This is a genomic window from Pseudomonas sp. FA-1, from assembly GCF_056856075.1.
Genome location: NZ_JBWXTH010000001.1, coordinates 145,188 through 171,252, shown reverse-complemented (window position 1 = coordinate 171,252; position 26,065 = coordinate 145,188). Strand labels below are relative to the sequence as shown.

The 26,065-nt window shown below is 65.5% G+C and carries 23 protein-coding genes; 17 read left to right on the top strand and 6 right to left on the bottom strand.

What is annotated here, in order from left to right; translation table 11 throughout:
• Positions 1 to 36: 36 nt before the first annotated feature.
• The 7 genes from cpdA (at position 37) to AC1MHZ_RS00760 (ending at position 8,283) form a co-directional block, all read left to right on the top strand.
• Positions 37 to 852 (top strand): 3',5'-cyclic-AMP phosphodiesterase, encoded by an 816-nt coding sequence (gene cpdA, locus AC1MHZ_RS00790; RefSeq protein ID WP_482965932.1) that lies wholly within the window; start codon positions 37 to 39, stop codon positions 850 to 852.
• Between the two features lie 228 nt (positions 853 to 1,080).
• Positions 1,081 to 1,689 (top strand): YqiA/YcfP family alpha/beta fold hydrolase, encoded by a 609-nt coding sequence (locus AC1MHZ_RS00785; RefSeq protein ID WP_084854133.1) that lies wholly within the window; start codon positions 1,081 to 1,083, stop codon positions 1,687 to 1,689.
• A gap of 36 nt (positions 1,690 to 1,725) precedes the next feature.
• A complete protein-coding gene (gene parE, locus AC1MHZ_RS00780; protein ID WP_084854134.1) occupies positions 1,726 to 3,630 on the top strand; it encodes a DNA topoisomerase IV subunit B in 1,905 nt (634 codons plus the stop codon).
• Entirely contained in the window at positions 3,627 to 4,613 is a 987-nt protein-coding gene (locus tag AC1MHZ_RS00775) for an esterase-like activity of phytase family protein (protein ID WP_482965931.1), read from the top strand. Before parE ends, AC1MHZ_RS00775 begins: the two co-directional genes overlap by 4 nt.
• The gene (locus AC1MHZ_RS00770) at positions 4,610 to 5,128 is read left to right on the top strand and encodes a retropepsin-like aspartic protease family protein (protein WP_482965930.1); all 519 of its coding nucleotides are present in this window, start codon (positions 4,610 to 4,612) and stop codon (positions 5,126 to 5,128) included. The genes AC1MHZ_RS00775 and AC1MHZ_RS00770 overlap by 4 nt, the downstream gene beginning before the upstream one ends.
• Before the next feature lie 10 nt (positions 5,129 to 5,138).
• Positions 5,139 to 7,397 (top strand): DNA topoisomerase IV subunit A, encoded by a 2,259-nt coding sequence (parC, locus tag AC1MHZ_RS00765; RefSeq protein WP_224457105.1) that lies wholly within the window; start codon positions 5,139 to 5,141, stop codon positions 7,395 to 7,397.
• Between the two features lie 175 nt (positions 7,398 to 7,572).
• The gene (locus AC1MHZ_RS00760) at positions 7,573 to 8,283 is read left to right on the top strand and encodes a PqiC family protein (RefSeq protein ID WP_084854142.1); all 711 of its coding nucleotides are present in this window, start codon (positions 7,573 to 7,575) and stop codon (positions 8,281 to 8,283) included.
• A gap of 197 nt (positions 8,284 to 8,480) precedes the next feature.
• On the opposite strand, the gene AC1MHZ_RS00755 is transcribed toward AC1MHZ_RS00760, so the two are convergent.
• The gene (locus tag AC1MHZ_RS00755) at positions 8,481 to 9,938 is read right to left on the bottom strand and encodes a histidine kinase (protein ID WP_084854144.1); all 1,458 of its coding nucleotides are present in this window, start codon (positions 9,936 to 9,938) and stop codon (positions 8,481 to 8,483) included.
• A 136-nt stretch (positions 9,939 to 10,074) separates the two neighbouring features.
• Between AC1MHZ_RS00755 and serB the strand changes: the two genes are divergently transcribed.
• Entirely contained in the window at positions 10,075 to 11,289 is a 1,215-nt protein-coding gene (gene serB / locus AC1MHZ_RS00750; RefSeq protein ID WP_482965929.1) for a phosphoserine phosphatase SerB, read from the top strand.
• A gap of 92 nt (positions 11,290 to 11,381) precedes the next feature.
• Here serB and asd read toward each other — a convergent pair whose 3' ends face one another.
• Genes asd through AC1MHZ_RS00735 form a run of 3 tightly spaced genes read right to left on the bottom strand, consistent with a single transcriptional unit; the run spans position 11,382 to position 14,654 of the window.
• On the bottom strand, positions 11,382 to 12,245 hold the full coding sequence (gene asd, locus AC1MHZ_RS00745; protein ID WP_084854148.1) for an archaetidylserine decarboxylase: 864 nt from the start codon (positions 12,243 to 12,245) through the stop codon (positions 11,382 to 11,384).
• A 17-nt stretch (positions 12,246 to 12,262) separates the two neighbouring features.
• Positions 12,263 to 13,072: a rhodanese-like domain-containing protein gene (locus AC1MHZ_RS00740; protein WP_084854150.1), complete on the bottom strand. Its 810-nt coding sequence runs from the start codon at positions 13,070 to 13,072 to the stop codon at positions 12,263 to 12,265.
• A 46-nt stretch (positions 13,073 to 13,118) separates the two neighbouring features.
• The gene (locus AC1MHZ_RS00735; RefSeq protein ID WP_482965928.1) at positions 13,119 to 14,654 is read right to left on the bottom strand and encodes an HDOD domain-containing protein; all 1,536 of its coding nucleotides are present in this window, start codon (positions 14,652 to 14,654) and stop codon (positions 13,119 to 13,121) included.
• A gap of 130 nt (positions 14,655 to 14,784) precedes the next feature.
• Between AC1MHZ_RS00735 and motA the strand changes: the two genes are divergently transcribed.
• Together motA and motB are read left to right on the top strand one after the other, a co-directional pair.
• Entirely contained in the window at positions 14,785 to 15,636 is an 852-nt protein-coding gene (gene motA / locus AC1MHZ_RS00730) for a flagellar motor stator protein MotA (RefSeq protein ID WP_084854154.1), read from the top strand.
• Between the two features lie 3 nt (positions 15,637 to 15,639).
• A complete protein-coding gene (motB, locus tag AC1MHZ_RS00725; protein ID WP_482965927.1) occupies positions 15,640 to 16,653 on the top strand; it encodes a flagellar motor protein MotB in 1,014 nt (337 codons plus the stop codon).
• Between the two features lie 70 nt (positions 16,654 to 16,723).
• On the opposite strand, the gene rsgA is transcribed toward motB, so the two are convergent.
• Complete coding sequence (gene rsgA, locus AC1MHZ_RS00720) at positions 16,724 to 17,755, bottom strand: small ribosomal subunit biogenesis GTPase RsgA (protein ID WP_084854157.1); 1,032 nt, start codon at positions 17,753 to 17,755, stop codon at positions 16,724 to 16,726.
• Between the two features lie 136 nt (positions 17,756 to 17,891).
• Here rsgA and orn point away from each other — a divergent pair, with 136 nt between their 5' ends.
• Both orn and AC1MHZ_RS00710 read left to right on the top strand, forming a co-directional pair.
• Entirely contained in the window at positions 17,892 to 18,434 is a 543-nt protein-coding gene (gene orn, locus AC1MHZ_RS00715; RefSeq protein WP_084854159.1) for an oligoribonuclease, read from the top strand.
• 81 nt (positions 18,435 to 18,515) lie between these two features.
• Positions 18,516 to 19,127 (top strand): trimeric intracellular cation channel family protein, encoded by a 612-nt coding sequence (locus AC1MHZ_RS00710; protein ID WP_070571131.1) that lies wholly within the window; start codon positions 18,516 to 18,518, stop codon positions 19,125 to 19,127.
• 43 nt (positions 19,128 to 19,170) lie between these two features.
• Here the strand turns inward: AC1MHZ_RS00710 and queG are convergent, their stop codons facing one another.
• Positions 19,171 to 20,295, bottom strand: coding sequence for a tRNA epoxyqueuosine(34) reductase QueG (gene queG, locus AC1MHZ_RS00705; RefSeq protein WP_084854160.1), 1,125 nt, complete (start codon positions 20,293 to 20,295; stop codon positions 19,171 to 19,173).
• Positions 20,296 to 20,360: 65 nt separating this feature from the next.
• On the opposite strand from queG, the gene AC1MHZ_RS00700 reads away from it, so the two are divergent.
• Genes AC1MHZ_RS00700 through miaA form a run of 5 tightly spaced genes read left to right on the top strand, consistent with a single transcriptional unit; the run spans position 20,361 to position 25,993 of the window.
• The gene (locus AC1MHZ_RS00700; protein WP_324816301.1) at positions 20,361 to 21,221 is read left to right on the top strand and encodes an NAD(P)H-hydrate dehydratase; all 861 of its coding nucleotides are present in this window, start codon (positions 20,361 to 20,363) and stop codon (positions 21,219 to 21,221) included.
• Positions 21,209 to 21,682, top strand: a complete 474-nt coding sequence (gene tsaE, locus AC1MHZ_RS00695) for a tRNA (adenosine(37)-N6)-threonylcarbamoyltransferase complex ATPase subunit type 1 TsaE (protein WP_084854165.1) — start codon at positions 21,209 to 21,211, stop codon at positions 21,680 to 21,682. Before AC1MHZ_RS00700 ends, tsaE begins: the two co-directional genes overlap by 13 nt.
• The gene (locus AC1MHZ_RS00690; protein ID WP_172402933.1) at positions 21,683 to 23,125 is read left to right on the top strand and encodes an N-acetylmuramoyl-L-alanine amidase; all 1,443 of its coding nucleotides are present in this window, start codon (positions 21,683 to 21,685) and stop codon (positions 23,123 to 23,125) included.
• Positions 23,122 to 25,020, top strand: a complete 1,899-nt coding sequence (gene mutL, locus AC1MHZ_RS00685) for a DNA mismatch repair endonuclease MutL (protein ID WP_084854169.1) — start codon at positions 23,122 to 23,124, stop codon at positions 25,018 to 25,020. The genes AC1MHZ_RS00690 and mutL overlap by 4 nt, the downstream gene beginning before the upstream one ends.
• Position 25,021: 1 nt before the next feature.
• Positions 25,022 to 25,993 (top strand): tRNA (adenosine(37)-N6)-dimethylallyltransferase MiaA, encoded by a 972-nt coding sequence (gene miaA, locus AC1MHZ_RS00680; protein WP_084854170.1) that lies wholly within the window; start codon positions 25,022 to 25,024, stop codon positions 25,991 to 25,993.
• Positions 25,994 to 26,065: the final 72 nt, after the last annotated feature.

The following is a 26,065-nucleotide window of genomic DNA, read 5'->3' as shown; positions in this document are numbered from 1 at the left end:
CGATAATCGTCCTGAACCCGTTCGAGGAGACGGCCCTTGCCGCAGCCCAACCACGCCAAAGATCCGGCGCCGCTTCATGTGGTGCAACTGACCGATGCCCACCTGTTCGCCAGCCCTGGCGGTACCTTGCTGGGCATGAATACCCGAGACAGCCTCCGTCACGTGGTCGAACAGGTGCGCCGCGAGCAGCCGCGCATCGACCTGCTGCTGTGCACGGGCGACCTTTCCCAGGATGGCAGCGTTGCCTCCTACGAAGCTTTTCGGCAAGTGAGCGCTTCGCTTGGCACACCGAGCCGCTGGCTCCCGGGCAACCATGACGAGGCCCGGGTGATGGCCGAGGTGGCCCAGGGAAGCGACCTGGTTCAGGCGGTGACCGACCTGGGTGCCTGGCGCATCGTCATGCTCAATTCGAACGTGCCCGATGCCACCCATGGTTGGCTCGCCGACGACCAGTTGGCCATTCTGGACCAAGCCCTGGCCGCTGCCGGTGAGCGGCATTGCCTGGTGTGCCTGCATCATCAGCCGGTGGATATCGGTTGTGCCTGGATCGCCCCGATCGGGCTGCGCAATGCCGATGAACTGTGGGCGCGCCTGCGTGGTTGTCCACAGGTCAAGGCGGTGCTCTGGGGGCATGTCCACCAGCCATGGGATGAACAACGTGATGGCATCCGCCTGTTGGCCACGCCATCGACCTGCATCCAGTTCGCGGCCTGCAGCGAGGACTTCCAGGTCAGCGAGGAGCAGCCGGGTTATCGCTGGCTGCGCCTGCATGGCGATGGACGGGTGGAGACGGGTGTCGAGCGGGCGCGGGATTTCGCGGTGAAGCTGGACTTCGACAGCCCGGGATACTGAAGCTTGGAATGGCCCTGTGAATGCCTGCCTGGCCCGTTCGCAAGTAAACCCGCTCCCACAGGTTCACTGTCAAATCTGTGGTTTTAACCGCGAACATGAGCGATCTACTTGCGCTTGAAGAATTTGTTGCGAAAAGCCCGATGCGACGCCAAAACCCGGTGAACGCGCTACACTGCGCGTCCCGCGCCCGCATGGACGGGTGCACAGCAGTCGATACCGAGGGGCAGCATGTCGGGTTCCATCCTCTATATCCATGGCTTCAACAGCTCGCCGCTGTCGAAGAAGGCGCGCCAGCTCGAGGCGGTGATGCAGGCCCTGGGCCTGGCCGGGCGCCTGCGCGTGCCGGCCTTGCATCATCACCCGCGCCAGGCCGTCGCCCAGCTGGAAGCCGCCATCGCCGAGCTCGGTACCCCCTTGCTGGTGGGGAGTTCGCTCGGTGGCTACTATGCCACCTACCTGGCCGAGCGCCATGGCCTGAAAGCCCTGCTGATCAACCCGGCAGTCGGGCCGCACCGCCTGTTCGACGGCTACCTGGGTACCCAGCGCAACCTGTACACCGACGAAACCTGGGAACTGACCCTGGACCATGTACAGGCCTTGGCCGAACTCGAAGTGCCGCCGCCCCAGGACGCCAGCCGCTACCAGGTATGGTTGCAGACTGCCGACGAAACCCTGGACTATCGCCAGGCCGAACGCTATTACCAGGCTTGTGCCTTGCGTATCCAGGCCGGCGGCGACCACAGCTTCCAAGGCTTCGCCGACCGTCTGCCGGCCCTGCTGGCCTTCGCCGGCATTGCCCGCGGGCAGTATGCGACGCTCGATTTTTCTGTATTTTGACCTTTTTTGCATTCACCAGACTGACGACGAGACCCCATGGCCAATCCCAGCGCTAGCGCCTATAACGCAGACGCCATCGAAGTCCTCTCGGGCCTTGACCCGGTCCGCAAGCGGCCGGGCATGTACACCGACACCAGCCGGCCGAACCACCTGGCCCAGGAAGTCATCGACAACAGTGTCGACGAAGCTCTGGCTGGCCACGCACGCTCGGTGCAGGTGATCCTTCATGCCGACCATTCCCTGGAAGTGTGCGACGACGGTCGCGGCATGCCGGTGGATATCCACCCCGAAGAGGGGGTGTCCGGGGTCGAGCTGATCCTCACCAAGCTGCACGCCGGCGGCAAGTTCTCCAACAAGAACTACCAGTTCTCCGGTGGCCTGCACGGCGTCGGCATCTCGGTGGTCAATGCCCTGTCGACCCAGGTCCGCGTGCGGGTCAAGCGCGATGGCAACGAATACCAGATGACCTTCGCCGATGGCTTCAAGGCCAGCGAGCTGGAGGTGGTCGGCACGGTGGGCAAGCGCAACACCGGCACCAGCGTGTACTTCAGCCCCGACCCCAAGTATTTCGACTCGGCCAAGTTCTCCGTCAGCCGCCTCAAGCATGTGCTCAAGGCCAAGGCGGTGCTCTGCCCGGGCCTGCTGGTCAGCTTCGAGGACAAGGCCAGCGGCGAGAAGGTCGAGTGGCACTACGAAGACGGCCTGCGCTCCTACCTGGTCGACTCGGTCAGCGAGTTCCTGCGCCTGCCCGACGAGCCGTTCTGCGGCAGCCTGGCTGGCAATAAGGAGGCTGTGGACTGGGCCCTGCTATGGCTGCCGGAGGGCGGCGACAGTGTCCAGGAGAGTTACGTCAACCTGATCCCCACCGCCCAGGGCGGCACCCATGTCAACGGCCTGCGCCAGGGCCTGCTGGATGCGATGCGCGAGTTCTGCGAGTTCCGCAACCTGCTGCCCCGGGGCGTCAAGCTGGCGCCGGAGGATGTATGGGAACGCATCACCTTCGTGCTGTCGATGAAGATGCAGGAGCCGCAATTTTCTGGCCAGACCAAGGAGCGTCTGTCGTCCCGCGAGGCGGCAGCGTTCGTCTCCGGCGTGGTCAAGGACGCCTTCAGCCTATGGCTCAACGCCCACCCGGAACTGGGCATGCAGCTGGCGGAGCTGGCCATCAGCAACGCCGGCCGGCGCCTGAAGGCGAGCAAGAAAGTCGAGCGCAAGCGCATCACCCAGGGCCCGGCGCTGCCAGGCAAACTGGCCGATTGCGCCGGGCAGGACCCGATGCGTGCCGAGCTGTTCCTGGTCGAGGGTGACTCGGCCGGCGGTTCGGCCAAGCAGGCGCGAGACAAGGAGTATCAGGCGATCCTGCCGCTGCGCGGGAAGATCCTCAACACCTGGGAAGTCGATGGTGGCGAGGTGCTGGCCAGCCAGGAGGTGCACAACATCGCCGTGGCCATCGGCGTGGACCCTGGTGCCGCCGACCTCTCGCAGCTGCGCTACGGCAAGATCTGCATCCTGGCTGATGCCGACTCCGACGGCCTGCACATCGCTACCTTGCTGTGCGCGCTGTTCGTCCAGCATTTCCGACCGCTGGTGGAGGCCGGCCACGTCTACGTGGCCATGCCGCCGCTGTACCGCATCGACCTGGGCAAGGAGATCTACTACGCCCTGGACGAAGCCGAGCGCGATGGCATCCTCGATCGACTGGTCGCCGAGAAGAAGCGCGGCAAGCCGCAGGTCACCCGATTCAAGGGCCTGGGCGAGATGAACCCACCACAGCTGCGCGAGACCACCATGGACCCGAACACCCGGCGCCTGGTGCAGCTGACCCTGGACGATGTGCAGGGCACCACCGAGATCATGGACATGCTGCTGGCCAAGAAGCGCGCCGGTGATCGCAAGAGCTGGCTGGAAACCAAGGGTAACCTCGCCGAGGTCCTGGTTTGATCCGCCTGCTGGCCGCCGTTTGCCTGGCCTTGCTGGCCCTGCCGAGCCAGGCGGGCAGCTGGCCGGAGCTCAAGCTCGGCGCAGAGTACCCGGTCGAAGGCATGCGCGGCGGCAACCTCTCGGGGTTGGCCTGGTGCCGTGGGGCGTTGTGGACCGTGTCCGACCGTGACGATGATCGCATCTACCGCCTCGACCGGCAGGGCGAAGTGTGGCGTGCCCAGCCGCTGACCTTCACCCCGCCGCCGGTGCCGCAGAGCGGCTTGCCATGGGGGCTCAGGTCGCGCAACTGGGCGGTGTCCTACATCCGCGGCGGTGAGCTGGACTTCGAAGGCATCACCTGCGATCAGGCTGGTAATTTCTACTTGGTCAGCGAAGCCCATGCGGCGGTGCTGCAAGTGCCTGTCGAGGGTGAGCCTGAATGGCTGCGGATCGACCCGACCATGGTTCGGCAGGCCCGTGCCAGTGGCATGTTGCTGCACTTCAACGCGTTGTTCGAAGGCCTGGCGATCAACCCGGCGGGCGACCGCCTGTGGCTGGCCGCCGAGCGTGAACGGCGCGGCCTGGTCGCCATCGAGCGCCAGCAGTCGGTGTGGAACTGTGGGCGCAGCTGCGTGCTGCTCAGCGAAGCCGGGGTCGAGATGCAGCCGCCACAGATGCCCGAACCCCAGGCCATGTCACGCGACTTCTCGGACCTCGCCTGGTACGAGGGCAAGCTGTTCACCCTCGAGCGCAATGCCTACCGGATCTGCCGACGCGACACCGACAGCGGCAAGGTCGAGCGCTGCTGGTCGTTCGCCGCCGATGCACTGGTCGACTCGCGTCGCTACGATCAGCCATTTGGCTTGGCCGAAGCGCTGGTCATCGATGCATCCGGTGCCTGGATCGGCCTGGACAACAACAGTGGCGACCGTGCCGACGGCGAGAGGCGCCCGATCGTATGGCGTTTCGCAGCCCCTGAGGGCGGCTGGAGCGCCAAGCCGTGAGCCAACCGCCAGGCAAGCGTGCGGGGCGGGTCCTGCTGGTGGTGGCCTGGGCGGGGGCGATGTTCCTCGCCACGCGCTTTTTCGGTCAATGGGAGGAGCGCCAGCGGAACCCCAATACCCAGGTGCAGTCTTCGCACGGCGAAGGCTTCATCGAGGTACGTCTGCTGAGCAACGGCCAGGGGCATTTCGTCGCCAATGGCGCGATCAACGGCCGTGCTGTGCGCTTCATGCTCGACACCGGGGCGACCGATGTGGCGATCCCCGAGTCGCTGGCCCGCGACCTCGACCTGCAACCCGGCGCGCCGGTGATCCTCAGCACCGCCAACGGCCGCACCCAAGGCTACCGCACCCGCCTGGGCGAGCTGCAGCTGGGCGATATCCACCTGCGCGACGTGCGCGCACTGGTGGTCCCCGGCCTCGATGGCGAGCAGGTGCTGCTGGGCATGAGCGCCCTGAAACAACTTGAATTTACCCAGCGTGGCGGTACCTTGCTGCTGCGCCAGAACTTGAAATGACGAGGCCCGCATGAGCGACTCACTGGAACTCAGTCTCGAAGGCGTCGAACGCCGATCCTTGGCTGACTTCACCGAACAGGCCTACCTCAACTATTCCATGTACGTGATCATGGATCGGGCCCTGCCGCATATCGGCGACGGCCTGAAGCCGGTGCAGCGACGTATCGTCTATGCCATGAGCGAGTTGGGGCTCGATGCCGACGCCAAGCACAAGAAGTCGGCGCGTACCGTCGGCGACGTGCTCGGCAAGTTCCACCCCCACGGCGACTCGGCCTGCTACGAGGCCATGGTGCTGATGGCGCAGCCGTTCAGCTATCGCTACACCCTGGTCGACGGCCAGGGCAACTGGGGTGCGCCGGACGATCCGAAGTCGTTCGCCGCCATGCGTTACACCGAGGCGCGCCTGTCGCGCTATTCCGAGGTGCTGCTCAGCGAGCTGGGCCAGGGTACCGTCGATTGGGTGCCGAACTTCGACGGCACTCTGCAGGAGCCAGCCGTGCTGCCAGCGCGCCTGCCGAACATCCTGCTCAACGGCACCACCGGTATCGCCGTGGGCATGGCTACCGACGTGCCGCCGCACAACCTGCGGGAAGTCGCCAGTGCCTGCGTGCGCTTGCTGGATGAGCCCAAGGCTACCATCGAGCAGCTGTGCGAGCACATCCAGGGCCCGGACTACCCGACCGAGGCCGAGATCGTCACGCCGCGTGCCGAAATCCTCAAGCTCTACGAGAGCGGCCGCGGCTCGATCCGCATGCGTGCCGTATACCGGGTCGAGGATGGCGACATCGTCGTCACCGCGTTGCCGCACCAGGTTTCCGGGGCCAAGGTGCTGGAGCAGATCGCCGCGCAGATGCAGGCCAAGAAACTGCCGATGGTCGCCGACCTACGGGATGAGTCCGATCACGAGAACCCGTGCCGCATCGTCATCATCCCGCGCTCCAACCGCGTGGATGCCGACGAACTGATGCAACACCTGTTCGCCACCACCGACCTTGAAAGCAGCTACCGGGTCAACGTCAACATCATCGGCCTCGACGGGCGCCCGCAGCTCAAGAACTTGCGGGCCCTGCTGCAAGAGTGGCTGCAGTTCCGCATCGGCACCGTGCGCCGCCGCCTGCAGCACCGCCTGGACAAGGTCGAGAAGCGCCTGCACTTGTTGGAAGGCTTGCTCACCGCCTTCCTCAACCTGGATGAAGTGATCCACATCATCCGCACCGAAGACCACCCCAAGCAGGCCCTGATCGCCCGCTTCGACCTGACCGAGATCCAGGCCGACTACATCCTCGAGACCCGCCTGCGCCAGCTGGCGCGCCTGGAGGAAATGAAGATCCGCGGCGAGCAGGATGAGCTGCTCAAGGAACAGGCCAAGCTGCTGGCCCTGCTGGGCAGCGACGCCAAGCTGCGCAAGCTGGTGCGCAGCGAGCTGATCAAGGATGCCGAGACCTACGGTGACGACCGCCGTTCGCCGATTGTCGAGCGTGCCGAGGCCAAGGCCCTATCGGAAAACGAGCTGATGCCGACCGAGCCGGTCACCGTCGTCTTGTCGGAAAAAGGCTGGGTGCGCTGCGCCAAGGGCCACGATATCGACGCCACCGGGCTTTCCTACAAGGCCGGGGATGGTTTCAAAGGCGCTGCCGCCGGTCGTTCCAACCAGTTCGCCGTATTCATCGACTCTACTGGGCGCAGCTACTCGCTGGCCGCCCACAGCCTGCCGTCGGCACGCGGCCAGGGCGAGCCCCTGACCGGGCGCCTGACGCCGCCGCCAGGGGCGACCTTCGAGTGCGTGCTGTTGCCTGAGGACGATGCGCTCTATGTGGTGGCGTCCGATGCCGGCTATGGTTTCGTGGTCAAGGGCGAGGACCTGCAGGCCAAGAACAAGGCCGGCAAGGGCCTGCTCAGCCTGCCCAACGGAGCCAAGGTGATGACTCCGCGACCTGTAGCCGACCGCGAGCAGGACTGGCTGGCAGCCGTGACCACCGAGGGCCGCCTGTTGATCTTCAAGGTCAGCGACCTGCCGCAGCTGGGCAAGGGCAAGGGCAACAAGATCATCGGCGTACCCGGGGACCGGGTCGCCAACCGGGAAGAGTTCGTCACCGATCTGGCCGTCGTGGGCGAGGGTGCGACGCTTGTATTGCAGGCTGGCAAGCGTACTCTGTCTCTCAAGCCCGACGACCTTGAGCATTACAAAGGTGAGCGTGGCCGACGCGGCAGCAAGCTGCCACGCGGCTTCCAGCGGGTCGATGGCATGGCGGTGGAACGCCCCGAGTGAACCGGCTGTCTGTCTGGAACGGCAATTTCAGCGTCATTCCAGGCAGAAATGCTGGAGTCGGACGGTTATTTCGCGGATGATAGTGCCCTTGCGGCGCCGGCGTGGCTGTGTGCCTGCAAGAATCTACATGAGTATCACTGCGGTTTGCCCCGGGGCGACCGCTTGGATGGGATGAATGAAATTTCTGCGCCTTCCATTTGCGCTGTTGATGACGGGTCTGCTGGGACTGAGCGGATGCAGCATGCATCAGCCGGTGGCCTTGTATCAGCTGGACAGTGGTGACCCAGGCCAGCCCTCGCAGAGTGCCGGCATGGCCGTCGTACTCGGCCCGGTATCGGTAGCCGATTACCTTCAGCGTGAAACCTTCTTGCAGCGTCAGCCTGACGGCAGCCTGACGTCCGCGACCGACGGTCGTTGGGCGGGCAGCCTTTCGGCGGACATCGACCAACTGCTGGTGCGTCAGCTCGCCTGGCGCCTGGACAGCCAGCGTGTCGTCCTGGCACCGGCCACCGCCGGTTTCTCGCCGGATGTGCAGGTGTTGCTGTCGATCACCCGCCTGGACTCCGGCCGCAACCAGCCGGCGATCCTGGATGCCCAATGGCGTCTGCTCGATCGCCGCGGCAAGGTGCGGGACAACCGCATCGTGCACCTGGAGCAACCGCACGAGGGCTCTGAGTCGTCCCAGGTGCAGGCCCAGGGGCAATTGCTGCAGAAGCTGGCCGAGCAGCTCAGCGCGGCGGTCAAGCCGCTGGCTAACCAGCCGGCCATCGCCGAGGAAGCACCGCCAAAGAAGTCCGCACCGACCCAGGTCAAGAAAGGGCCAGAGAAGCCGAAGATCCCCATGGCTTCGCCCATTCGGACCGACATGGAGGTCTATCGGTTCTGACCGGCAGACGCAAAAAAGCCCGCAGCGATGCGGGCTTTTTTGTGGCTTATTAGGACCAATTCTCCCTGTAGGAGCGGCCTTGCGCCGCGATCGGGCGCGAAGCGGCCGTAAACCAGGCGTTTCGTTCGTTGACGCAGGTGCATCGAGGTTGCATGGGGCAGGGCCGCTTCGCGGCCCATCGCGGCGCAAGGCCGCTCCTACAAAGCCCGGCGTTCGTGCATGCGGGCCAGCTGGCGTTCGAGCATGGACGGGTAGGGCTCCATCAGGCGTTCGACACAGCAGGCGCCTTCTGGGCTGGCGATAGGACGGATACGGGCACGCTGGCGGATCAGGGCGTCGTCGCTGATCTTGCGTTCCACCAGCAGCAGGTTGCGGCTGTGCTGGGACAGCGCCAGGGCGTCCTGGGCCTTTTCCGCCATCAGCAGGTCTACCTGCTCCAGGCCTTGCAGGTCGTCACCCAGGGTCAGGCCCAGTTGCAGCTGCAGGGTGATGCCGCTGTCGGCCACCTCGATCTGCAGGGCATGGCCCAAGGCGCGCAGCAGCTCGCCACAGCAGATGGCGTTGGTCAGGTAGTCTTCGCCGCAGTCGCGGCTATGGAACAGCAACAGCGTGCTGCCGTCCTTGAGCGTGTGGGTTTCCCCTTCGTACAGCGATGCCGCCTGCTCCAGGCAGTCGCGGTAGCGCTCCAGCAGTTCGGTCAGGCGGGTGCGCGGCAAGCGGCGCAGCTGTTCCTGGGAGCCCAGCTGCACGGCCAGCACGGCGCTATATTGCGGTTCGTCGGACTCGACCGCGGCCGCTTTGACCGGGCTCTGCTCGGTGTCGATCAGGTCGGCGAAGGCATCGTCGTCTTCGTCATCGCTGGTCGTGGCCTTGGCTTTTGCCGAGGGCTTGGGCGCTGCGGCGTGCTCATCCACCTCGCCCACGTCGAATTCATCCTCTTCCACTTCCTCAGGTTCCGGCGGCGGTGGGGCGAGACGGGTGTGCAGTTGGCGAGCCAGGTCGCCGATCTCGTCCTGGCGGTCGGTGCCGGGGGTGTAGTGGTGCGGGTCACGCAGCCATACGCGCAGCTGCAGCAGCGGCGTGGAGATGTGACGCCCCAGGCGCAAGCTCAAGGCCAGCGCCAAGGCCAACAGGATCGCGCCCAGGATGCCCATGCTCTGCAGGCTGATGGTCATCGGCTGGCGGAACTGGGTCATGTCCAGGCTGATGCGCAACTGCCCGGCGGTCACATCCTGGAAGGTGATCTTGGTCTGGTAGAGCCCTTCGGCCTCACCCAGCAGGCTGTTCTTCGGTCGCTGGCCGGCCTCAGCGAGGATGCGGTTGTCCACGCTGTAGATGGCCGCATGAGCCACCAGCGGGTTCTTCACCAGGTTGCCCAGGAGCACGTTGAGGCTGAGGATGTCGTTGGACACCAGCAGCTCGGTCGCTGAGGTGGCGGTCTGGATGGTCAGGCTCTGGCCGAGGGCGTCCGCCTGTTCGTGCATGGCCTGCCGGAACTGCAGGCCCATGACGCAGGCATAGATCACCAGCGCCAGGGCCACCAGGAAGATATTGGTGCTGGCGATGCGCAGGGCCAGGGGAACGCGACGCTGGCTGAGGGCTCGGAAGATCATCACGAAGAAATTATCAGGTTTGACGGGCGTGGGCCGGTTCACAGAGCGCGGCTCTTTATGGCGAAAAAGGTGTTGCGCAGTATAGCGAGCCGTGTTTTGTCGGCAAAGTATCGATGCTGCCCGATCATCACGGAAAATCGGTAGAATGCGCATTTTTCATCGAAGTCGGAGCCCGGTCTTGCGCGAAATCGTCCTGATCAACATCACTGGTGAAGACCGTCCAGGTCTCACTGCGGCCCTTACCGGCGTCCTGGTTCAGGGCGGTGTGAACATCCTCGACATCGGCCTGGCGGTGATGCACGGTACCCTGTCCTTCGGCATCCTGGTCGACATTCCGGACAACGAAGTGGCTACCCAGCTGCTGCAAAGCGTGCAGGCCAAGGCCCACGAGCTGAACCTGCAAGCCCGTTACACGCCGATTTCCGAGGCCGACTACCAGCACTGGGCCGACAGCCAGGGCGAGGCGCGCCATATCGTCACCCTGCTCAGCCGCAAGGTGACGCCCGAGCAGCTGCAGCGGGTGAGCGCGGTGATCAGCCAGTACGGCCTGACGATCGAGCGTATCGAGCGCCTGTCCTCGCGCGTGGCGCTGGATGCTCCGATGGAGAAGAGCAAGGCCAGCCTGGAAATTTCCGTGCGTGGCGAGCCGAGCGACGCCCAGGCCCTGCGCGCCGACTTCTTCGCCCTGGCCGAGGCGCTGGACATCGACATCGCCTTCCAGAAAGACGACCTGTTCCGCCGCAACCGCCGCCTGGCGGTGTTCGACATGGATTCGACACTGATCGAGGCCGAGGTGATCGACGAGCTGGCCAAGGCTGCCGGGGTGGGCGAGCAGGTGGCTGCGATCACCGAGCGCGCCATGCGTGGCGAGCTGGATTTCCGCGCCAGCTTCAAGGAGCGTATGGCTCTGCTCAAAGGCTTGGATGTTGGCGTGCTGGACGAGATCGGCGCGTCCCTGCGCCTGACCGAAGGTGCCGAGCACCTGTTCGCCGAGCTCAAGCGCCTGGGCTACAAGACGGCCATCCTTTCCGGTGGTTTTTCCTATTTCGCCAAGCAGGTGCAGGCGCGCCTTGGCATCGACTATGTATTTGCCAACGAACTGGAAGTGGTCGATGGCAAGGTGACCGGCGTTGCGGTCGAGCCGATCGTCGATGCCCAGCGTAAGGCCGAGCTGCTGCAGCAGTTGGCCGGTGAAGAGGGCTTGCAGCTGGAGCAGACCATCGCCGTGGGCGATGGCGCCAATGACCTGCCGATGCTGTCCCTGGCCGGCCTGGGCGTCGCGTTCCGCGCCAAGCCGCTGGTGCGCCAGTCGGCCAAGCAGGCGATTTCGACCTTGGGGCTGGACGGTGTGCTGTACCTGCTGGGCATGCGCGATCGTGATGCCCGTAGCTGAAGGTTCGGCGGGAGGACTTCGGCGATCTTGAAATCGAGCGCCGCGCGGGCGGCGCTCGATCTAACAGGCGCCGAAACCCTCGCGGCAAGCACTCAGCCCTGGGCAGGCTGTGCCAGCAGCTCACCCATGCGTACCGCCGAACCTGCACCCAGGCTCTCAGCCCACTTCACCTGCTCGGGCCCGAACAGCACGATGGCGGTCGATCCCAGCTTGAAACGCCCCAATTCCGCGCCCTTTTCCAGATGGATCGGCGCACGGCTGCCTTCGTTGTAGCGGAAGGTTTTCACCTCACGCTTGGGCGGCGTGACCAAGCCGGCCCACACCGTTTCGATCGACGCGACGATCATCGCCCCGACCAGTACCACGGCCATCGGCCCGCGCTCGGTGTCGAACAGGCACACCACCCGCTCGTTACGGGCGAACAGTTCGGGGACATTCTCGGCGGTGGTTTGGTTGACCGAGAACAGTCGGCCCGGCACGTAGACCATTTCGCGCAGGGTGCCGGCCAGTGGCATGTGCACGCGGTGGTAGTCCTTGGGAGACAGGTAGATGGTGGCGAACTCTCCGCCCATGAACGGCGCGGCCATCAGCGGGTCGCCGCCCAACAGCTCGAGGGCGCTGAAGCTATGGCCCTTGGCCTGGAAGATGCGGCCATGCTCGATCGGGCCGAGCTGGCTGACTGCACCGTCTGCCGGGCAGAGGATGGCGCCCGGGGTCTCGTCCAGTGGGCGTGCCCCCGGCTTGAGCGCGCGGGTGAAGAAGGCGTTGAAGTGTTCGTAGGCGGTCAGGTCCTCGACCAGCGCCTCGGACATGTTCACCTGGTAGCGCTTGGCGAACCAGGCGGTGAAGGCATTCTTGAACCAGCGCGCGCGGCACTCGGCGACGCAGCCGGCCAGCCGCGACAGCAGGTGGTGCGGCAGCAGGTACTGGCTGATGATGAACAAGCGGGATTTCATTGGGTTTCCTTGGAAATTCAAACTTCTACAGGCGTGTCCGGGTGGTTGCCCCACTCGCCCCAGGAGCCGGCATAGGCCTTGACCCGTGGATAGCCGAGGGCTTTGGCCACCAAGTAGGTGAAGCCGGAACGGTGGTGGGTCTGGCAGTGAGTGATCACTTCCTTGTCCGGGGTGATGCCGAGTTGTTGCAGGATGTCGGCCATGTCCGGGCGGATGCGCAGATGGTCGTTCAGGTCCATGCCTGCGGTCCACTCGAAGTTGACCGCGCCGGGAATGTGCCCGCCTTTGGCTGCCAGGACTTTCTCGCCCTTGTACTCGCCGGGGCTGCGGGCGTCCCAGATGGCCAGGTCGGCCGCGCCCAGTCGGCTTTGCAGGTATTCGCGGGTGGCGGTGGGCTCTGCATGCAGTTGCAGGCTGACCGGGCCAGCCGCGCTGGCAGGTACATCGGTTGAGAGCTTATCAGCCGGCCAGGCCTGAATGCCGCCGTTGAGGTAGTGGTAGCCCTTGTGGCCGATGACGTCGAGCAACCAGATGAAGCGCCCGGCCCAGCCGCCGCCCTCGTCGTCGTATACCACGTAGACCGCGTCGTCGCGGTGGCCGAGCTCGCCGAAGAGCTTTTCCAGGTCGGCGCGCGCCGGCAGCAGGCCTGGCGCCGGTGGCTGGCCCAGCTGGGTGCGCTTGGGGTCGACGAAGCGCGCGCCGGGGACATGACCGCTGCCATAGCGGTTGGCGCTGGTCAGGTCGACCACGATCAGCTGTGGCGAACCCAGGCGCGGCAGCAGGTCGGCCGGTTCGATCACCAGGGGCAAGCCGGAAAAGTCAGTCATCCACGGTCTCCAGGGTGGAATTGAGGGAGCGATTGTAGCGCAAGGCTCAGGCGTTGCGGTTGGCAAAGGCAGCCAGGGCACGCTCGGTGCATTGCGCGGTCTTGCCAAAGGCTTGCACGGTGACATCGGCCAACGGTTTGCCGCCCTGGTCTGCGATCACCAGCATCACCGTTTGGCCATTGACCGCCAGCGAACGCAGCAGCACATGCTCACTGCCGATGGCGGCCCACAGCGGGGCTGGCAGCAAGGCCGAGGACTGGGCGTGGTTGTCTGGTGTCAAGCGCAGCTGCGCCGCCTTGGTCATCAGGCGTTGCAGCAATTTGCTGCCGGCCAGGGGCAGTACCAGGGCCGCGACCTCCGTTGGCAGGCCGGCGGTCTGTTGCACGCGCAGGGATTCGGTGGCCTTGTCCAGGGTCAGCAGAATCACCCGTTGCATACCGCAGGCCAGCAGAGCGTCGCGAGCCTGGGTGCATAGGTGCAGGCTCGTGCCGAACGGGCTGGGCTGGGCCAGCAGCTCGCCACACAGCGTGCGCCAGCGCGCCAGGTCCTGGGTGGTGGGCGGTGGCGGTTCGAGCATGTCCGGATGCGGCCGGCGTTGCTGCCAGGGCCAGATCAGCGCCTCGGCGGGGTGGAACAGGGCATGCCGGGCATGGTGGCGGGCGCTGGCGGCGGCCTGCTGGTGGACCTGCTGTTGCACGTCGTCGAGCGATGTCTGCAGGTACAGGGCGGTCAGCAGTTGCCAGCGCAGCAGGTGCGGGTTGTCCCAGCCCACCTGGGCGGCCAGCGCCAGGCCGTTGGCCAGCAGCACGGTATTGGCCGGCTGGTTGAACCAGCGGCGCAGCCCGGGCTCGTCGTCCAGGCGCTGCTGTTGGGTGAAGCTGTCCTGCTCGCGGGCGATGGCCAGCACCTGGGCCAGCTGTTCGCGCTCATCGAGCAGCAGGCGATAGCCCTGGGTCACCCATTCCGGCAGCCGCCAGTGTTCGGCCACGGCCTGGCACAGTTGCATGATGCGTACGCCGAACAGCGCGAGCTCGACTTCGGCGGCGTCCTCGCCCTTGTGGATGACCCGCAGCTCCCAGGTATCGAGCAGCTTGGGAAAGGCTTGCGCCATAGGCCACAGCGGTGACAGGAACAGCAGGCTGCCCCAATGGATCTCCTGCCACAGCCGTGCCAGGCGGCTGGCGAACAGGCCGCTGGCCTGTTGCGCGGCATGCTGGCTGATCAGCAGGAACTGGCGCAGCACCGGCGGGATGTCCTGGCCCGGCACCGCGGGCAGGCGTGCCAGCAGGTTGGCGCTGCGCGCCAGGCCCAGGCGGTTGAGGGCGATTTCGAGGCTTTCGGCAGGCTCGGCCTGGCTGGCATTGGCCGGGTGGTTGGCCTCGCGCATCACCGACAGCACCAGGGCGGGGCTGTCTTGCATCAGTTCGGCAATGTCCCGCAGAGAGCGGCGGCTATCGTTGATGGCCGACAACACCCGGTCGTGGCTCTCCTTGGGCACCGGCAGGCGGATGCCATCGAGCAGCTTTACCCAGGCATCGAGCGTACGCGGAATCTGGTTTGGCACCTTAGCGTCCATTGGCATTTTGACATCAGTCCAAACTGGCTTTTCGTTATTTGTGGCTATAGTCTGGCGCAGTTCTGCCGATAAGTAGAAGAAGAGTTTCAAAGCTCCCGTCCCTCATCCCGACCACGACAGCAAGTGCCCTGAACCTATGGCTAAAATTATCGGCATCATCGTCGTATTCGCGAGCGTGCTCGGCGGATACGTACTTTCCCACGGCAAGATCGCGGCATTGATCCAGCCGTTCGAAGTGCTGATCATCGGCGGTGCGGCCTTCGGTGCGTTCCTTCAGGCCAACCCCGGTCACATGACCATGCATGTGATCAAGAAGTCGCTGAAGATGTTCGGCACCCGTTTCACCCATACCTTCTACCTGGAGGTGCTGGGCCTGGTCTACGAGATCCTCAACAAGAGCCGCCGCGAAGGCATGATGGCCATCGAGGGGGACATCGAGGACCCGGCGGCCAGCCCGATCTTCGCCAAGTACCCGGCGGTACTGGGTGATGAGCGCATGACCGCGTTCATCTGCGACTACCTGCGCATCATGTCCACCGGCAACATGGCCCCCCACGAGCTCGAGGGGCTGTTCGACATGGAGCTGCTGAGCCTGAAGGAAGAGCTCGAGCATCCCTCCCACGCCGTCACCAGCGTGGCCGACGCCATGCCTGGCTTCGGTATCGTCGCGGCGGTGCTGGGCATCGTGGTGACCATGGCCTCGCTGGGCGATGGCGACCAGAAGTCCATCGGCCTGCACGTGGGCGCGGCGTTGGTCGGTACTTTCTTCGGTATCCTGGCCGCCTACGGTTTCTTCGGCCCGCTGTCCAACGCCCTGCGCCACGATGCCAAGGAAGAGCTGAACGTGTACGAGGCGATAAAGGCTTCGCTGGTGGCTTCGGCGTCGGGCATGCCGCCGTCGCTGGCCGTGGAGTTCGGGCGCAAGGTGCTGTACCCGTCGCACCGCCCGAGCTTCGCCGAGCTGGAACAAGCGGTCCGCGGTCGCTGAGCCATGGAGAACAACCAGCCCATCATCGTCAAGCGCGTCAAACGCTATGGCGACGGCCACCACGGCGGCTCCTGGAAGATCGCCTTCGCCGACTTCGCCACGGCGATGATGGCGTTCTTCCTGGTGCTCTGGCTGCTGTCCACGGCTACGCCCGAGCAGAAAATCGCCATCGCAGGTTACTTCAAGGACCCGATCGGCTTCTCCGAGAGCGGCACGCCCTACGTGATCGACCTCGGCGGCTCGCCGCAGCTGGCGCCGGAGAAGACCATCAACCCCGAGGAGAAGTCCGAGCCGACGCCGAACACCAGCATCCAGCTGGACAAGGACCAAGTCGAGACCTTGGCCGACCAGGTCGAACAGGAGCGCTTGCAGCTGCTGTTGCAGGAGCTGCAGAACAAGGTCGAGGAAAACCCGCAGCTACAGAAGTTCAAGGACCAGATCCTGTTCGAGATCACCCAGGACGGCCTGCGGATCCAGATCATGGACGCCGAGAACCGGCCGATGTTCGACCTGGGCAGCGCGCGTCTGCAGCCTTACTTCGAGGACATCCTGCTGGCCATGGCCGACACCATCAAGGCGGTGCCGAACAAGATCAGCATCAGTGGCCATACCGATGCCAAGCCTTATGCCGGCACCGGGGAGTTCGGCAACTGGGAACTGTCGGCCAGCCGTGCCAACGCGGCGCGCCGGGCGTTGGTGGCGGGGGGGTATCCGGACGACCAGGTGGCACGAGTGGTCGGTTATGCCTCATCGTCGCTGTTCGACCGCAACGATCCGTTCAACCCGGTGAATCGTCGCATCGACATCATCGTCCTGACCAAGAAGGCCCAACGCGACATCGAGGGTGAACAGAGCACGCCCCAGACGCCGGCCGAACCGGCTCCGTCGGGTGCCCAGGCGCCGGCAGCGCCTGCCCAGGGCGACAGCGCCCAGGTACCGATGCAGCCGCGGGAGCTGCGCCAGAAGCTGAACATCTTCGAGGATGGCGTCCTGAAGATGGACGACGCCCAGGAATGATGGCCGCGCAACACTGTAGGAGCGGCCTTGCGCCGCGATGGGCCGCAAAGCGGCCCCAGGATCGCCAGCGTCAGTAGCTATCCTGCGGTAAGCTGGCGATGATCGAGCGGTAGCTGTTCATACGCTGCGGCGTGACGCGCCCGTCCTCCAGGGCCTGGAGCAAGGCGCACCCAGGCTCTCGGGCATGCTTGCAATCGCGGAAGCGGCAGTGGCCGATCAGGTCGCGGAACTCGATGAACCCGGCTTCGACGTCATCACGACTGACATGGCCCAGGCCGAATTCGCGGATGCCCGGCGAGTCGATCAGGTCGCCGCCGTTGGGGAAGTGGTACAGGCGCGCGGTGGTGGTGGTGTGCGTGCCCTGGCCAGACCACTCGGAGAGGTCGCCCACACGGGTCTGTACCTCGGGCAGCAGGCTGTTGACCAACGACGACTTGCCCACGCCCGACTGGCCGACGAACACGCTGGTGTGCGTATCGAGCATCTGCTGAAGGCGTTGCATGCCATCGCCCTGATGAGCCGAAACCTCCAGCAGCGGGTAGCCCAGGTCGCGGTAGACCGCCAGCAGGGCCTCGATGGTCGGGCCGTTGCGCTCATCGATCAGGTCGGCCTTGTTCAGCAGCAGCAACGGGCGGATGCCTGCATGCTCGGCGGCCACCAGATAGCGGTCGATCAGGTTGGCCTGGGGCTCGGGCGCCGGGGCGAAGACGATCACGATCAGATCGACATTGGCCGCCACCGGCTTGAGCTGACCATGGTTGTTCGGCCGACACAGTTCGGCCGTGCGTGGCATCTGTGCGACGATCACGCCATTGCCTTGGTTGCCGGCGCGCCACACCACGCGGTCACCGGTGACCAGAGCCGGCAGGTTGGCCCGCAGATGGCACCGAAACACCTGGCCCGCCGCTTCGCCATCCTGGGCTTCGACCTCCACCTGCACACCGAAATGGGCGATCACCAACCCCAGCTGTTCAGGGCCCAGGTCGCCGCCCTCCAGCTCCTGCAGGGCATGTTGTTCGCGTTTGGCGGCGCGAGCAGCGCGCTCGCCCTGGATTTTTTCGATGCGCCAGTTCTGGCGGCGGTTGAGCTGGCGTTTGGCCATGAATGTTCCGTATCGGCGGGGCAGGAAGAAAACGGCTGGCAGTTTAGCACGGTCCGGCGCGGACACTTGCGCTGGCGTTTGCGGCACGAAGGGCCGCGCCTAGGCTAATATGACCGCCTATTCGAGGAGCCCTTTCATGCAGAACCCACAGAACCTGATCTGGATCGATCTGGAAATGACCGGCCTGGATCCGGACAACGACGTCATCATCGAGATGGCCACCATCGTTACCGACAGCGAGCTGAACACCCTGGCCGAAGGCCCGGTGATCGCCATCCACCACAGCGACGAGGTGCTGGCGCGGATGGACGATTGGAACACCCGCACCCATGGCGCTTCGGGCCTGACCCAGCGCGTGCGCGAGAGCCGTATCGACATGGCCGAGGCCGAGGCGCAGACGTTGGCCTTCCTCGAGCAGTGGGTACCCAAGGGCAAGTCGCCGATCTGCGGCAACAGCATCTGCCAGGACCGGCGTTTCCTCTATCGCCACATGCCGAAGCTGGAAGGCTTTTTCCACTATCGCAACCTGGACGTCTCCACCCTCAAGGAGCTGGCCGCGCGCTGGGCGCCGCAGGTGCGTGACAGCTTCAAGAAGGGCGGGACCCACCTGGCCCTGGACGACATTCGCGAGTCGATCGCCGAGCTGCGCCACTACCGCGAGCACTTCATCAAGCTGTAACCCACGGCGGGTGCGCATGGCACATGGCTAGAAGCACCGGGAGTGGGTAGACTGCGCGCCTTTTTCCCACGGACACGCACCATGTTGTTGATGCTCTATCTCGTCGCCATCACCGCCGAAGCCATGACCGGCGCGCTTTCGGCAGGCCGTCGCGGCATGGACTGGTTCGGCGTGGTGCTGATCGCCTGCGTCACCGCCTTGGGCGGCGGGTCGGTGCGCGACGTGTTGCTGGGGCATTACCCATTGACTTGGGTGAAGCATCCCGAGTATCTGGTGCTGACCAGCTTCGCGGCGCTGCTGACCATCTTCATCGCGCCGCTGATGCGCCACCTGCGCTCGCTATTCCTGGTGCTCGACGCCCTGGGGCTGGTGGCCTTCACCCTGATCGGCTGCATGACGGCCCTGGAGATGGGCCAGGGCATGCTGGTGGCGTCGATCAGCGGGGTGATCACCGGGGTGTTCGGCGGCATCCTGCGGGATATCTTCTGCAACGACATTCCCCTGGTGTTCCGCCGCGAGCTGTATGCCAGCGTGTCGTTCGCCGCGGCCTGGTTCTACCTGGGGTGCGTGTACTTCAAGGTGCCGGCCGAGCAGGCCATGCTGCTGACCTTGTTCGGCGGGTTCCTGGTGCGCCTGCTGGCGATCCGGTTCCATTGGGAGATGCCCAAGTTCCACTACAACGACCAGCAGTGACTACGGCCTTCGGGCTCGATCGCCGGCAAGCCGGCTCCCACCGCTATGGCGGTGCAGGCCTGGTGGGAGCCGGCTTGCCGGCGATTGGGGGCGGCTCAGCCACGCTGGTTTTTTCATGCTGCGCCAACGCCCACTCCACATGCTCGCGCACCAGCTCCGACGGGTGCTCGCGCCGCGCGCGCAAGGCTTCCACCACGGGAATGCTGGTCGGCGCATTTCCAAGCCCTACCGCCAAGTTGCGCAGCCACCGTTCATAGCCGGCGCGGCGAAGCGGCGAGCCTTCTGTTCGGCCAAGGAAGGTGGCCTCGTCCCACAGGAACAGCTCGGCCAGTTCTGCGTTGTCCAGCCCATGGCGCGGCTTGAAGTCGTTCTCCTGGGTCGGCCGGGCAAAGCGGTTCCACGGGCAGACGATCTGGCAGTCGTCGCAGCCGAACACCCGGTTGCCGATCATCGGGCGCAACTCGACCGGAATCGCCTGCTTGAGTTCGATGGTCAGGTAGGAAATGCAGCGCCGGGCGTCGAGTACGTACGGCCCGACGAAGGCCTTGGTCGGGCAGATGTCCAGGCACGCCTGGCAGCGGCCGCAATGCTCGGTCACCTGGGCCTCGTCGACCGGCAGGGGCAGGTCGACGAACAGCTCGGCGAGGAAGAAATAGCTGCCCGCCTTGCGGTTGAGCAGCAGGGTGTTCTTGCCGATCCAGCCCAGGCCGGCCTGCTCGGCGATGGCTTTTTCCAGCACCGGGGCGCTGTCGACGAAGGCGCGAAAACCGAAGGGGCCGATCGCCTGCTGGATGCGTTCGGCCAGGTGCTGCACGCGCTTGCGCACCAGCTTGTGATAGTCGCGACCCAGGGCGTAGCGGGAGATATAGGCTTTTTCAGGCTGCGCCAGCCGCTGGGCCATGAGGGTGTCGCCGGGCAGGTAGTCCATGCGCAGCGATATCACCCGCAAGGTGCCGGGTATCAGCTCATCCGGGTGGGCGCGCTTGCTGCCATGGGCGGCCATGTAGTCCATCTCGCCCTGGTAGCCGGCTGCCAGCCAGCGTTGCAGGTGTTGTTCATGCTCGCCAAGCGCCACGCCGGCGATGCCGACGTGGGCGAATCCGAGTTCGCGGCCCCAATCCTTGATCGATTGGGCCAGCGTGGGAAGGTCAGGAAGGCAAGCGGACATGGATGGACAAGGCAATACAGGCGGAGGTGCGTATAATTCTGCCAGACATCGGAGCCTTTGACCCCATGCCCCAGACCAAACACCCCGGTAACGCCCCACAACTGCTCAGCAGCGTGAACACAGCCCACCTGGCACCACGCCGCGCCGACGCCCACAAGGGCGATTTCGGCCATGTGCTGGTGATCGGCGGCGACCTGGGCACCGGCGGAGCGGTGATGCTCAGTGCCGAGGCCGCCTTGCGTTGCGGCGCCGGCCTGGTGAGCGTGGCCACTCGTCCTGAGCATGTCGCTGCTGGCCTGACCCGCCTGCCGGAAACCATGTGGCGAGGGGTGGAGTCGGCCAACCAGCTGATGGGCGTGCTCGAGCGTGCCTCGGTGCTGGTGGTCGGCCCCGGGCTGGGCCAGGCTGCCTGGGGGCGCAGCCTGTTGTCGGCGGCGGCCAATGCCCACCTGCCGCAGGTCTGGGACGCCGACGCCCTGAACCTGCTGGCGCATCGGCCTCTGGCCCTGCCCAGTGGCAGCATCCTCACCCCGCACCCGGGCGAGGCCGCTCGCCTGTTGGGTATTTCCACCGAGGCGGTGCAGGCCGACCGGCCGGGCGCGGCCCGCAAGCTGGCGCGCAAGCATGCCAGCATCTGCGTGCTCAAGGGGGCCGGTACTCTGGTGGCCGCGCCGAGCGGCGAGCTGGCCCTGTGCGGGCGTGGCCACCCGGCGATGGCCGGCGCGGGCCTGGGCGATGTGCTGACCGGCGTGCTGGCGGCCCTGCTGGCCCAGGGGATGGACGCCTGGGCTGCCGCATGCCTGGGTGTGTGGCTGCATGCCTGCGCCGGCGAGCGTCTGGGGGGCAAGGGCAGGGGCCTGGCAGCCAGCGACCTGGTTCCGGTCATTCGTGAATTGTTGGAGGAGCATTCAGCGTGTCAGGTATAACCTTGTTTCTGGCCGACGAACCGGCCACCGTGGCATTCGGCGCACGTTTGGCCGAGGTGACCGGCGGTCATGGCGTGATCTTTCTCGAAGGCGACCTGGGCGCCGGCAAGACTACGCTCTCGCGCGGGCTGATCCGTGGCCTGGGCCACACCGGTGCGGTCAAGAGCCCGACTTTCACCGTGGTCGAACCCTACGAAATCGGCGAGGTGCGTGCCTATCATTTCGACCTGTACCGCCTGGTCGATCCGGAAGAGCTGGAGTTCATGGGTATCCGCGATTACTTCGAAGGGGACCCATTGTGCCTGTTCGAATGGCCAGAGAAGGGCGCGGGCGTTTTGCCAAAGCCCGACCTGACCATTACCATAAGCCCGCAAGCGAGCGGACGTTCGCTGACCCTTTCGCCGCAGGGGGAGCGCGGTGAGGCCTGGTGCGCCGCCCTGGCCACAGAATTCAAACAGTAAATGGGGTTAGGTATGCGCATACGCGCACTGGTCGCCGTCGTGGGGCTGCTGCTGACAGCGGTGACCGTTGACGCTCTGGCCGTCACACAAGTCAAGAGCATGCGTCTGTGGCGCGCACCGGACAACACGCGGCTGGTCTTCGACCTGTCAGGCCCTGTGCAGCACAGCGTCTTCACCCTGACCGCGCCAGACCGCCTGGTCATCGATATCAACGGGGCCACTTTGGGTGGCGCCCTGAACGTGGCCACCTCCAATACGCCGATCAGCAGCGTACGTTCGGCCCAGCGTACCCCCACCGACCTGCGGGTGGTGGTCGACCTGAAGAAGGCCGTCACGCCCAAGAGCTTCACCCTGGCGCCCAACGCCCAGTATGGCAACCGGCTGGTGGTCGACCTGTACGACCAGGAAGCCGATGCCATCGCCGCCAGCGCGCCGCCTCCGCCCCCGACCACGCGTACGCCCGCCAGCACCCCGGCTGTGCCGGTGACCCCAGCACAGCCAGCGATCAAGCTGCCGCCGGTGCCGAGCGGTAAGCGTGACATCGTCGTCGCCATCGACGCCGGCCACGGCGGGGAAGACCCGGGCGCCTCCGGTTCGCGCGGCCAGCATGAAAAAGACATCGTGCTGCAGATCGCTCGCGAGCTGCAGCGCCAGATCAATACCGAGAAGGGCTACCGCGCCGAGCTGACCCGTACCGGCGACTATTTCATCCCGCTGCGCAAACGCACCGAGATCGCCCGCAAGAAGGGTGCCGACCTGTTCATTTCGATTCATGCCGACGCCGCGCCGTCGCGGGCCGCCTTCGGCGCCTCGGTGTTCGCCCTGTCCGACCGCGGCGCAACGTCCGAGACCGCGCGCTGGCTGGCCGACACGGAAAACCGCTCCGATCTGATCGGTGGCGCCGGCAACGTCAGCCTGGACGACAAGGATCGCATGCTCGCTGGCGTGCTGCTGGACCTGTCGATGACCGCTACCTTGAGTTCCAGCCTCGATGTGGGGCAGAAAGTGCTGGGCAACATGGGCCGCATCACACCGCTGCACAAGCGGCGTGTGGAACAAGCTGGGTTCATGGTGCTGAAGTCGCCTGACATTCCGTCGATCCTCGTCGAAACCGGGTTCATCTCCAATGCCAACGAAGCGGCCAAGCTGGCGACCAAGAGCCACCAGCAGGCCCTGGCCCGCTCGATCCATACCGGGGTGCGTCAGTACTTCCAGCAGAGCCCGCCGCCGGGCACCTACATCGCCTGGCTGCGTGACAGCGGCAAGATTGCCCAAGGGCCGCGCGAGCACACCGTGCGCCCGGGCGAAACCCTGGCCATGATCGCCGTGCGCTACCAGGTCAGTGTGGCGAGCCTGCGCAGCACCAACAGCCTCAAGAGCGATGAGCTGAAGGTCGGCCAGCACCTCGACATTCCCGGCACCACCCTGGCGTCCCAGCGATGAGTGGTGGTTCGCGCATCCAGCTGCTCAGCCCGCGGCTGGCCAACCAGATCGCCGCCGGCGAGGTGGTCGAGCGCCCCGCCTCGGTGGCCAAGGAACTACTGGAGAACAGCCTCGACTCCGGTGCCCGTCGCATCGACGTGGAGGTCGAGCAGGGCGGGGTGAAGCTGCTGCGTGTGCGTGACGACGGTGGCGGTATCGCTGCCGACGACCTGCCGCTGGCCTTGGCCCGCCACGCCACCAGCAAGATCCGTGAGCTGGAGGATCTCGAAGGCGTGCTGAGCCTGGGCTTTCGCGGCGAGGCCCTGGCCTCGATCAGCTCGGTGGCGCGCCTGACCCTGACCTCGCGCACCGCCAATGCCGGTGAGGCCTGGCAGGTGGAGACCGAAGGCCGGGACATGACCCCGCGGGTGCAACCGGCGGCACACCCTGTCGGTACCTCGGTGGAAGTGCGCGACCTGTTCTTCAATACCCCGGCCCGGCGCAAGTTCCTGAAGTCGGAGAAGACCGAGTTCGATCACCTGCAGGAAGTCATCCGTCGCCTGGCCCTGGCGCGCTTCGACGTCGCCTTCCACCTGCGCCACAACGGCAAGAGCGTCCTGAGCCTGCACGAGGCACCCGATGAGATCACCCGGGCACGCCGGGTGGGCGCCATCTGTGGCCCAGGCTTCCTCGAGCAAGCGCTGCCGATCGATGTCGAGCGTAATGGCTTGCGGCTGTGGGGCTGGGTTGGCCTGCCGACCTTCTCGCGCAGCCAGGCGGACCTGCAGTACTTCTTCGTCAACGGCCGCGCCGTGCGCGACAAGCTCGTGGCTCACGCAGTGCGCCAGGCGTACCGCGACGTGCTGTTCAATGGCCGGCACCCCACCTTCGTGCTGTTCCTGGAACTCGAGCCCAACGGCGTGGACGTCAACGTCCACCCGACCAAGCACGAAGTGCGCTTCCGCGAAGGGCGCATGGTCCATGACTTCCTTTATGGCACGCTGCACCGTGCCCTGGCGGACGTGCGCCCGGAAGACCAGCTGGCCGCGCCGGCCGCGGCCACCGAGATCGTACGCCCCACTGGGCTGCAGGTGGGCGAGTTCGGCCCCCAGGGCGAGATGCGCCTGGCCTCGCCGGTGCTCGAACAGCCCCAGGCCGAACCGCGTCAGGCGTTCGCGGGTGGTAGTGGCTCGGGCTACCAGTACCAGTACACGCCTCGGCCTTCGCAACCGGTACCTGCCGCCGAAGCCCAGGCGGTCTACCGTGAGTTCTTCGCCCCGCTGGAAAACGGCGCCGCAGCGCCGGTGGCATTGCCGCAGAGCCAAGGCGATGTGCCGCCGCTCGGCTACGCCCTGGCCCAGCTCAAGGGCATCTATATCCTTTCCGAGAACGCTGTGGGCCTGGTGCTGGTGGACATGCACGCCGCCCACGAGCGGATCATGTACGAGCGATTGAAAGTGGCCATGGCCAGCGAAGGCCTGAGTGGTCAGCCACTATTGGTGCCCGAGTCGCTGGCGCTCAGCCAGCGCGAAGCCGACTGTGCCGAGGAGCATGCCCAATGGTTCCAGCGCCTGGGCTTCGAGTTGCAGCGCCTGGGGCCTGAAACCCTGGCGATCCGGCAGATCCCCGCCTTGCTCAAGCAGGCCGAGGCCAACCGCCTGGTGCAGGACGTGCTGGCCGACCTGATGGAGTACGGCACCAGTGACCGCATTCAAGCGCACCTTAACGAACTGCTCGGCACCATGGCCTGCCATGGCGCCGTGCGCGCCAACCGCCGCCTGGCCATTCCCGAGATGAACGCGCTGCTTCGCGACATGGAAAACACCGAGCGCAGCGGCCAGTGCAACCACGGCCGCCCGACCTGGACCCAGCTTGGGCTGGATGACCTGGACAAACTCTTCCTGCGCGGTCGATGACATGAGCGGCAAGCCCCCTGCAATATTCCTCATGGGCCCGACGGCGGCCGGCAAGACCGACCTGGCCATCGAGCTGACCAAGGTGTTGCCGTGCGAGCTGATCAGTGTCGATTCGGCGCTGGTCTATCGCGGCATGGATATCGGCACGGCCAAGCCGTCGAAAGAGGTGCTCGCTGCCCATCCGCACCGGTTGATCGACATCCTCGACCCGGCCGAGAGCTATTCGGCGGCGCAGTTCTGCAGCGACGCCCTGGAAGCGATGGCCGAGATCACCGCCCGCGGCAAGATCCCGCTGCTGGTGGGCGGGACGATGCTCTACTACAAGGCGCTGGTCGACGGTCTGGCGGACATGCCGGCGGCAGACGCTGCGGTGCGCGCCGAGCTCGAGGCCCAGGCTCGCGAGCTCGGCCTGGCCGAGCTGCACCGGCAGTTGGCCGAGGTCGACCCCGAATCGGCGGCCCGTATCCACCCCAACGACCCCCAACGCCTGATCCGCGCCTTGGAGGTCTACCGGGTGAGCGGCCAGAGCATGACGGCCCACCGGCAACGTCAATTCGCGGAAAGTAGCGCGGCAGACGCAGGCGCGGGCGGGCATTTGCCCTATACTGTCGCCAGTTTGGCGATTGCTCCTACAGATCGTCACATTTTGCATCAACGAATTGCGCTACGATTCTCGCAAATGCTGGAACAGGGGTTCGTCGACGAGGTCCGAGCACTGCGCACCAGAAGTGACTTGCACGCCGGGCTGCCGTCTATACGGGCAGTGGGGTATCGGCAGGTCTGGGATCATCTGGATGGCAAGCTCACGGCCGACGAGATGCGCGAGCGCGGTATCATTGCCACACGCCAGTTGGCCAAGCGGCAATTCACCTGGTTGCGCGGCTGGTCTGGCGTGGAGTGGCTCGACAGCCTGGCCTGCGACAATCTGTCCCGCACCTTGAAATACCTGGGGACCGTCTCCATATTGAGCTGAGTCCCTGCAATTGCCGTCTATTCTTGCGAAAGGTGGCATGAACTACCGATTTTTATTGTTTTTTTACTATTG

Excerpts from the sequence above, each read along its gene's own strand:
- motB (WP_482965927.1), top strand. The coding sequence starts at position 15,640 with ATGGAGAACAACCAGCCCATCATCGTCAAGCGCGTCAAACGCTATGGC.
- AC1MHZ_RS00760 (WP_084854142.1), top strand. The coding sequence starts at position 7,573 with ATGAAATTTCTGCGCCTTCCATTTGCGCTGTTGATGACGGGTCTGCTG.
- AC1MHZ_RS00735 (WP_482965928.1), bottom strand. The coding sequence starts at position 14,654 with ATGCCAATGGACGCTAAGGTGCCAAACCAGATTCCGCGTACGCTCGAT.
- mutL (WP_084854169.1), top strand. The coding sequence starts at position 23,122 with ATGAGTGGTGGTTCGCGCATCCAGCTGCTCAGCCCGCGGCTGGCCAAC.
- AC1MHZ_RS00710 (WP_070571131.1), top strand. The coding sequence starts at position 18,516 with ATGTTGTTGATGCTCTATCTCGTCGCCATCACCGCCGAAGCCATGACC.
- asd (WP_084854148.1), bottom strand. The coding sequence starts at position 12,245 with ATGAAATCCCGCTTGTTCATCATCAGCCAGTACCTGCTGCCGCACCAC.
- rsgA (WP_084854157.1), bottom strand. The coding sequence starts at position 17,755 with ATGGCCAAACGCCAGCTCAACCGCCGCCAGAACTGGCGCATCGAAAAA.
- parC (WP_224457105.1), top strand. The coding sequence starts at position 5,139 with ATGAGCGACTCACTGGAACTCAGTCTCGAAGGCGTCGAACGCCGATCC.
- parE (WP_084854134.1), top strand. The coding sequence starts at position 1,726 with ATGGCCAATCCCAGCGCTAGCGCCTATAACGCAGACGCCATCGAAGTC.
- motA (WP_084854154.1), top strand. The coding sequence starts at position 14,785 with ATGGCTAAAATTATCGGCATCATCGTCGTATTCGCGAGCGTGCTCGGC.
- AC1MHZ_RS00740 (WP_084854150.1), bottom strand. The coding sequence starts at position 13,072 with ATGACTGACTTTTCCGGCTTGCCCCTGGTGATCGAACCGGCCGACCTG.
- AC1MHZ_RS00700 (WP_324816301.1), top strand. The coding sequence starts at position 20,361 with ATGCCCCAGACCAAACACCCCGGTAACGCCCCACAACTGCTCAGCAGC.
- AC1MHZ_RS00785 (WP_084854133.1), top strand. The coding sequence starts at position 1,081 with ATGTCGGGTTCCATCCTCTATATCCATGGCTTCAACAGCTCGCCGCTG.
- AC1MHZ_RS00690 (WP_172402933.1), top strand. The coding sequence starts at position 21,683 with ATGGGGTTAGGTATGCGCATACGCGCACTGGTCGCCGTCGTGGGGCTG.
- orn (WP_084854159.1), top strand. The coding sequence starts at position 17,892 with ATGCAGAACCCACAGAACCTGATCTGGATCGATCTGGAAATGACCGGC.
- miaA (WP_084854170.1), top strand. The coding sequence starts at position 25,022 with ATGAGCGGCAAGCCCCCTGCAATATTCCTCATGGGCCCGACGGCGGCC.
- queG (WP_084854160.1), bottom strand. The coding sequence starts at position 20,295 with ATGTCCGCTTGCCTTCCTGACCTTCCCACGCTGGCCCAATCGATCAAG.